Below are 6,331 nucleotides of genomic sequence, written 5' to 3'. Positions count from 1 at the left end.
GTACCGGCGGCAGTGCGCTTATGCCCGCTCGGGCACACGCACGCGCCGCCTCTCACGCTGCCGTTCGCGCAAGTGATCTTAGGCGCAGGAGGAACAATGATCGCGGTCTTGACGCAGCGCCACGCATTTGTGCCGGACGCGGTGCGGTCATATCCGCTTGGGCAGATGCAAGCACCGTTCTTTACCTGCCCACCAGCACATTGGATCGCCGGCGGCTCGGTGGCGATCTTGGGACCCTCCGGCTTATTCGGATCGGAGTCCGGCTCAGATGCCGGTTCGGGCGCGATGTCGTCGGTCTGCGATACGTCGGCCGTGTTGGCGCAACTGAACGCGGCCCCCTTGAAGTCGAGTAGCTCGGTGTCGCCGCCGGCGAGGCTCTTCAGTCCGCAAGCGACCGTCGCCGTCTTGGTGACGTCGAATTGGATAAGGTCGACAGCGATAATTTTGCCGGCCGGCGTCTTCTTCGCCGCCGTGCTTCGCATCCAGCTATGGTCGTTCGAGCAGTCGAGCCGGTAGGGCACGGGCCCTTCCAGATCGGTCTCCACGTTGACCAGGGCCGATGCCTTGCGCGGGCATTGCGTGCCGCCGGAATCCGTCAAGGTCAGCGTCCCGCCCAGCACCTCCAAGCAGCCGATCTTGAGCGGCACCCAGCCGGAATTCGCCGACCAGCCCTTGGCGTCGGCCATGAACTGGGCGTCGACCTCACCCAGGGTCACGTCCGCACCGCTTTCGCCGCATATTTGTCGCCGTCGCGCTTGGCCGTGAGCTTGCCCTCGCTCACCACGAGACCGCCCTGGTGCTTGATCTCATGGTTCACCCACCCTGGACGCGTCGTATTGAAGATCGCCGTCTCGATCACCTCTTTCGGGCAAGCGTCCGTCTTGGCGACCTCGTAGGTCAGCCACGCGGAGACGACGTTGAACGGCGGGCAATCGATCTCCACCGTCTCTTCATGCGCTTCGGTCATGCCTCTGGCGCGCAGCACGAACGTCTTCGGGCCCGGATCGAGCTTGTAGTCGAACTCCGCTTCGGCGCGGTGGAAGGTCTTGCCGGCGAAGCTGACTTCGCGCGTTTCGACGCTGCGGAATTTGGGATGGCCGTTGCCGACCGACAGACGGAACTTGGCCATCGTAGGCTCGGCATAGTTCAGGTAAGCGGTCGCAACGGTCCTCTTTGGGCAGGTGTCCCCAGACTGCTCGATCTGGAGGTCGACGGAGACCGGCTTCGGCGCGGCCTCGACGGTTTCTTCCGGGGGTTCGCAGACGACCTTCAGCCGCATCAAGCTACTCGTGGTCGCTTCCGCCTCCGAGCCGCCGAAGGCCAGAGCGTGCTGTTTCGATTGGGCCGAAACGCGCATCCCGAGAACGATGTCGTACGACGCGGTAAACCCGTTGCCTTCATTGGCGCTGTCGTTGCACGCGGCGACGATGCCGTCCTTTTGGGCGCTGTTCAGAAACTCCGTGTCGGTCTGGACCGGATGGACGCCGGCGACGGATTTGGGCAGGTCTCCCCCCCATAGTTTAACGGCTATGGCCCAAACCATGCTGTCGCCGCGCCCCAGCCTGCCAAAGTCGGCCAGCACGATATAGCCTCGCTTCATCTTCACGCGGTAGGACGTGGCGAACGTCAGGTCTCCGTCGCGGACTTCAGTCCACTTGCCATCCTCCCAGTCGACGAAGACTTGCGACGGTTCGTCGTTGGGCAGCGCGGCGTCTTGTTCGGTGGAATAGACCTGCTCGAGATGGACCTCTTCGAATTTCGGCTTCGCATTAGCGTGCCCGGCCATGCAGACGGCCAGCACCGCCGCGGCCAGCGCGGTCTTTACGAACAATTTTGGCATTTGCTCCTCCGACGCCCTCGGCAAGCGGAGGCTAGGCGCGCGCGGGGCGCCGGTCTTGGACGCACGCGACAAGGCTTGGCCTGAAGCGAACAAATCGGCTCGACCTCAACCCGCGTGAAAGGTACCCTCCTTGCTACTGAGAAGCGGCGTCGACGGGAGGATCCCCGTGCAAACTCAGGCCAGCGACTTCAGTCCGATCCGGTTTTCTAGCAACGACCTGCCAGAGCGGGATCGCGTTCCCGTGTGGCGGGAATTCTTCGGACGCTGGATGTTCCACACGGAGATCGAGCCCGCAGCCGACGCGCCGTTTCATGCCGATATCACCGTGCGCAGTGCCCCCGGCCTCTCCGTCACCTCATCGTCTCTGTCACAGGTTCGCCTCACGCGAACCCCCACGCTCGTCGCCGACGGCAACGACGATCTCGTCCTCTTCGTGATGACGTCTCCCGGTGCGGTCGTCCAATGTGGACGTGAGACGGCTTACAACGCGGGCGAGGCCGTGGTGATGACGGCGGCGGAAACCAGCACCTGCGTCGCGCGCGGGCCCGCACGCTACCGCTGTCTCCACGTCCAGCCGGGCGTGCTGGCAAAGCTGGTGCCGGACCTCGACGATGTGCTGGTGCGGCGGATCGTGCCGCCGACCGAGGCCCTGCAGTATCTATTGAGCTACATTCGCTTCCTCGAGGAGCAACAGGCTTGCGCCGATCCCGAACTCGCGCGGGCCACGGCGCTGCACATGCGCGATCTCTTGGCTCTGGCACTCGGCGCCTCGCGCGATGCCGTCTTCATCGCCGAAGGCCGCGGTTTGCGCGCAGCCCGCCTACAGGCGATGAGGCGCTATGTCGCCGACAATCTGAGCGACGGGAATTTGACGGTGAGCGCCGTGGCCGCGCGCCATCGCGTGACGCCACGCTACGTGCAGCGCTTGTTCGAAAGCGAGGGGACGACGTTCTCGGAGTTTGTCCTTGAGCTGCGCCTTACGCGCGTGCATCGCATGCTCGCCGATCCGCGTTACGCGGGCTGGACCGTCAGCGCCATCGCATTGGAGACAGGGTTCGGTGACGTGTCCTACTTCAACCGGCGCTTCCGCCGCCGCTTCGGGGCATCGCCCACGCAATTTCGGGCTTGAGCGCGACGACTACTGGGTCTCGGCCTTGGCCCAGGTCTCATCCGGCGCGAAGGCCTCGATCTCGCCCGCCAGCTCCCCGGTGTCGGGCCCGAGATCCTTCTGCAGCACGACGCCGTCATGGTTGACCATGAAGGTCATGATGCCGGAATTGCCATACTCGGCCGGATAGGCGAGGAGGCCGAACCCGCCGATCATCCGCCCGTCCACCACATAGTCGAAGGCGCCGCCCTCGGCGCCGCCGCCTTGCCCCTTCAAGATCCGATAATAGTACCCGTGATAAGGCGCGGGCGTGCCGCCGGCCGGGGGCGCTAGCCTTCCTCCGAGCCTCGGCGAACAGCGCGCCGAGCGGGCTCTGCGCATCGCCTTCCGCGCTCGGCCAATAGAGACCGTCCTTGGCGCCGGGGCTGCTCACGATGCGCTGCGCGTAAGCCGGAGGACGGCGCCCGTCCACGTCGAGCGCGGCGTAGTCGTTCTGCGCGGCGACATAGGCCAGGCTCGCCTGAATGGCCGACAGCTCGTTGCGCCCGATGCGCCTTAAGAGAATTTCCTCGTGACCCGCCCCGGTATCGAACTCCCATTTGCCGTCCCTTTCGACGATCGGAATCGGGAAGGGCCAATCGTCCGCACCGAGAACGAGAATGGTCGTGTCCTTTCCTTCCGGCTCGAGGACATGCTTCTCGTCGTAGGCCGCGACGAAGCTGTCGCGCGCGTTCGTGTCGGCGACGGGATCGCCGGAGCTGATCACCTCCTCGCCCTCGGGCCCGAGGATGTCGAGCAGCTTTGCCTTGTCGCCCTCCTTCGCCGCGCCGATCAGGGCCGTGACCGCGGCCTCGGGGGTCTCGAACGCCTCCTGGGCGAAAGCGGGCGCGCACACGAGCAGCAGCGCGGCCGTTGCGAGACACCGGCCTAACATTGGCACCAGCCGCAATCTCTGAACCATCACTCGACCTCTAAGCTCCGCGCACGAAAACCTAACGCCGGCGTCCGCCGCCGCCGCCTCTATGTCCGCCGCCGCCGCCTCTGTGTGCGCCGCCGCCTCTGGAGGACAGTTGCTTGGCGCTGCGATTGCCGACGCTCGACCTGCCGCGATTCGAAAAGTCCTTGGCCTTGCCGCCATCGCGCTTGTCGAAGGCGTTGCCAGACGGACGCTTGGCCTGCGGCTTCTTGATGTCGGGCTTCTTGATGTCCGGTCTCTTGATGTCCGGCGTCTTGGCGGCCAGGTTGGGCTTCTTGTCGGCGAGATTGGGCTTCTTGGCGATGTCGGGTTTCTTGATGTCGGGCTTTCTCTCCGCGAGCGCCCCGCCGCCAGGCTTCTTATCCTTGAGCGCGCCTTCCAACTGGCCGGCCGTCGGCCGCTTGCCGCCGAGATCGGGCTTCTTGTCTCCCAGCGCGCCGCCGCCGGGGCGCTTGTCGCCGAGGCCTGCTTCCAGATCGCCGACGGTCGGCCGCTTGTCTCCCGGTCTGTCGAGACCGTCGCCGCGGCCGCGGAAATCTTTCGTCTTGTCGGCGAAATCGCCCTTGGAGAAGTCGCTCTTGGAGAATTTATTGCGGACGTCCGCGTTGTCGTAGTTCACGCGCGGCGGTGATAGGAGTTGTGCTGCCAGTTGTTGACGTTGACGTTCTTGTTATTGATGTTGACGTTGCGATCGACGTTGACGTGGATGTTGTCGCCGCGCCAATCGAAGCCGTCGCCCCAGATGGCGTTGCCGATGGCGTAGCCCGCGCCCCACGCAAGACCCGTCGCCAGCGCGCCGCCGACGATGTAGCCGGGCCGCGGCGCGAAGTAGTAAGGCGGATAGTCCGGATACGGCCAGCTGCCATAGACCACCGACGGCTGGTAGTACGGAACGTAGACGGTCTCGGGCGAGGCCGGCTCGATGACGATGACCTGTTGCGGCGCCGGCTGCGCGCTCGCCGGGGCATCGGAACTGGCCGGCGGCTGGGTGACGTTCACCGCCTGCGTGACCGTCACCGTCTGCTGGTCGTTGGACTCGAGCTTGCCGTTCTCATGGGCGAGCGCGCGCAAACGCTGCACGGCGCCCATCACGTCCGCTTGCTGCGCAAGCACGGCGTCGCCGAGTTGCGAGGTCCAATCGAGATCCTTGTTCATCATCTCGAGGACGTCGGGGACCTCGACCAGCGCCTTGATGCTGTCGTCCCAATCTTCCTTGGCCAAGGCCTCGTCGAGCGCGTCGCCCTTCAGCTCTTTGTTCTTCTCCAGCCAGCGTTCCGCCTGCACCACTTCGAGCGGATAGGTGGAGGCGATGAGGACTTGAGCGAGCAGCGGGTCCGCATAAAGCGCAATGGGGGCGACGAGCTGGTCAAGCTGCGCTTCGTCGAGAAGCGCCTGCCCGGATTGTTGATCCGGTTGCGCGGCCTGATCCGGCGCGGCCTGTTCGGAAGGCGCTTGCGCATCCTCCGGCCCTGCAGGGGCCTCCTGCGCCAGGGACGAACCCAGCATTGCCAGCAAAAGGGCAATGCCCGTAAAAGCTGCAAGACCGCGCATTTCGCTTCTTTTACACCCGCCGCGTTGGAGGAAGACTAGCCGCCTCCCGTGGCTTCGTCCATCGACTCGGCGCCGGCCGTCCCGCGAGCCCGCCCGTCTAGCGCCGCCCCAGCAGCAGCTTGCGGATCATATCCGGGCCCACCGCGCGCTCGAACTCCTTGAACGCGAAATACGGCATCAGCGCCACGCAGAAGATAAACCACAGCGCCATGGTGCCGAAGACGCTGCCGCCGAGCGCCGGCATGCTGGCCAAGAAGCCGTGCCCGCCGATCAAGCCGAACAGCATCATCTCGAGAACGTAAGCGACCAACAAAAGCGTGGTGAAAGCCACTGTCTTGTAGACGATGGGATAGACAAGCGGTTTCTCTTTCAGCCGTTCGGCGAAGCGGAAATGCTCGGCCACGATCATGATCTTGCCCAAGCCTATCGCGTTGAGCGTGGCGAGCCCATAAAAGGCGAAGCCACATTGTGCTCCGACAGCACGATCCACTCGTGCAGGAGGAGGACCGTGAACACCACCCAAAGATAGACAAAGGCGCCGGCGAACTTTTTGAGCTCCGCCATCGCCCGCTCCTTGAAGGTCAGCTTGGGCGGGGCCGTCTCGCCCTTGAGCGCCTGGACGAGCGCATGAACGTCTCCGCGTTCGGGCTCGATGGCTTCTGGCTCGACGACTTCTGGCTCGATGGTGTCGGGCGCGATGAATTCGGGCGCGATGATCTCCGGCTCGATCCTCTCGGGCGTCGCCTCGGAGGACACGAAATCGAACATCGCGTCGGCCGGCTGGCCGTCGATCCCGGCGGGCTCTGGCATCTCGGCATCGGCCTCAGGCGCCAGAAAGACAGGGGACTCGTCTTCG

General features: G+C 64.8%; 7 protein-coding genes and 2 pseudogenes. 1 reads left to right on the top strand and 8 read right to left on the bottom strand.

All coding sequences use genetic code 11. The annotated features are described in order from the left end of the window. The coding region (locus AUC71_RS03830) for a hypothetical protein (protein WP_141701432.1) at window positions 1–716 on the bottom strand (716 nt) is incomplete at its 3' end. Then, window positions 713–1,831, bottom strand: coding sequence for a hypothetical protein (locus AUC71_RS03825; protein ID WP_141701431.1), 1,119 nt, complete (start codon window positions 1,829–1,831; stop codon window positions 713–715). The genes AUC71_RS03825 and AUC71_RS03830, both read right to left, overlap by 4 nt. 250 nt (window positions 1,832–2,081) lie before the next feature. On the opposite strand from AUC71_RS03825, the gene AUC71_RS03820 reads away from it, so the two are divergent. Further along, a complete protein-coding gene (locus tag AUC71_RS03820; protein WP_204376623.1) occupies window positions 2,082–2,969 on the top strand; it encodes an AraC family transcriptional regulator in 888 nt (295 codons plus the stop codon). 9 nt (window positions 2,970–2,978) lie between these two features. On the opposite strand, the gene AUC71_RS22165 is transcribed toward AUC71_RS03820, so the two are convergent. The 6 genes and pseudogenes from AUC71_RS22165 to AUC71_RS03795 all read right to left on the bottom strand — a co-directional run. Further along, on the bottom strand, window positions 2,979–3,329 hold the full coding sequence (locus tag AUC71_RS22165) for a DUF2950 family protein (protein WP_342021790.1): 351 nt from the start codon (window positions 3,327–3,329) through the stop codon (window positions 2,979–2,981). 4 nt (window positions 3,330–3,333) lie between these two features. Continuing rightward, window positions 3,334–3,882: pseudogene (locus tag AUC71_RS22160) on the bottom strand (DUF2950 family protein); the annotation flags it as partial. Between the two features lie 58 nt (window positions 3,883–3,940). Further along, the gene (locus tag AUC71_RS03810) at window positions 3,941–4,543 is read right to left on the bottom strand and encodes a hypothetical protein (protein ID WP_069623202.1); all 603 of its coding nucleotides are present in this window, start codon (window positions 4,541–4,543) and stop codon (window positions 3,941–3,943) included. Continuing rightward, window positions 4,540–5,475: a DUF3300 domain-containing protein gene (locus AUC71_RS03805; protein ID WP_083238051.1), complete on the bottom strand. Its 936-nt coding sequence runs from the start codon at window positions 5,473–5,475 to the stop codon at window positions 4,540–4,542. The genes AUC71_RS03810 and AUC71_RS03805 overlap by 4 nt, the downstream gene beginning before the upstream one ends. Window positions 5,476–5,572: 97 nt before the next feature. Further along, window positions 5,573–5,896, bottom strand: coding sequence for a hypothetical protein (locus AUC71_RS03800; RefSeq protein ID WP_069623200.1), 324 nt, complete (start codon window positions 5,894–5,896; stop codon window positions 5,573–5,575). Window positions 5,897–5,898: 2 nt separating this feature from the next. After that, window positions 5,899–6,331, bottom strand: a pseudogene (locus AUC71_RS03795) (hypothetical protein); the annotation flags it as partial.

Origin of the sequence: Methyloceanibacter marginalis (assembly GCF_001723295.1) — a bacterium.
GTDB lineage: Bacteria > Pseudomonadota > Alphaproteobacteria > Rhizobiales > Methyloligellaceae > Methyloceanibacter > Methyloceanibacter marginalis.
The sequence above is the reverse complement of the archived record's forward strand: the minus strand, read 5'-3'. Positions and strand labels throughout refer to the sequence as shown.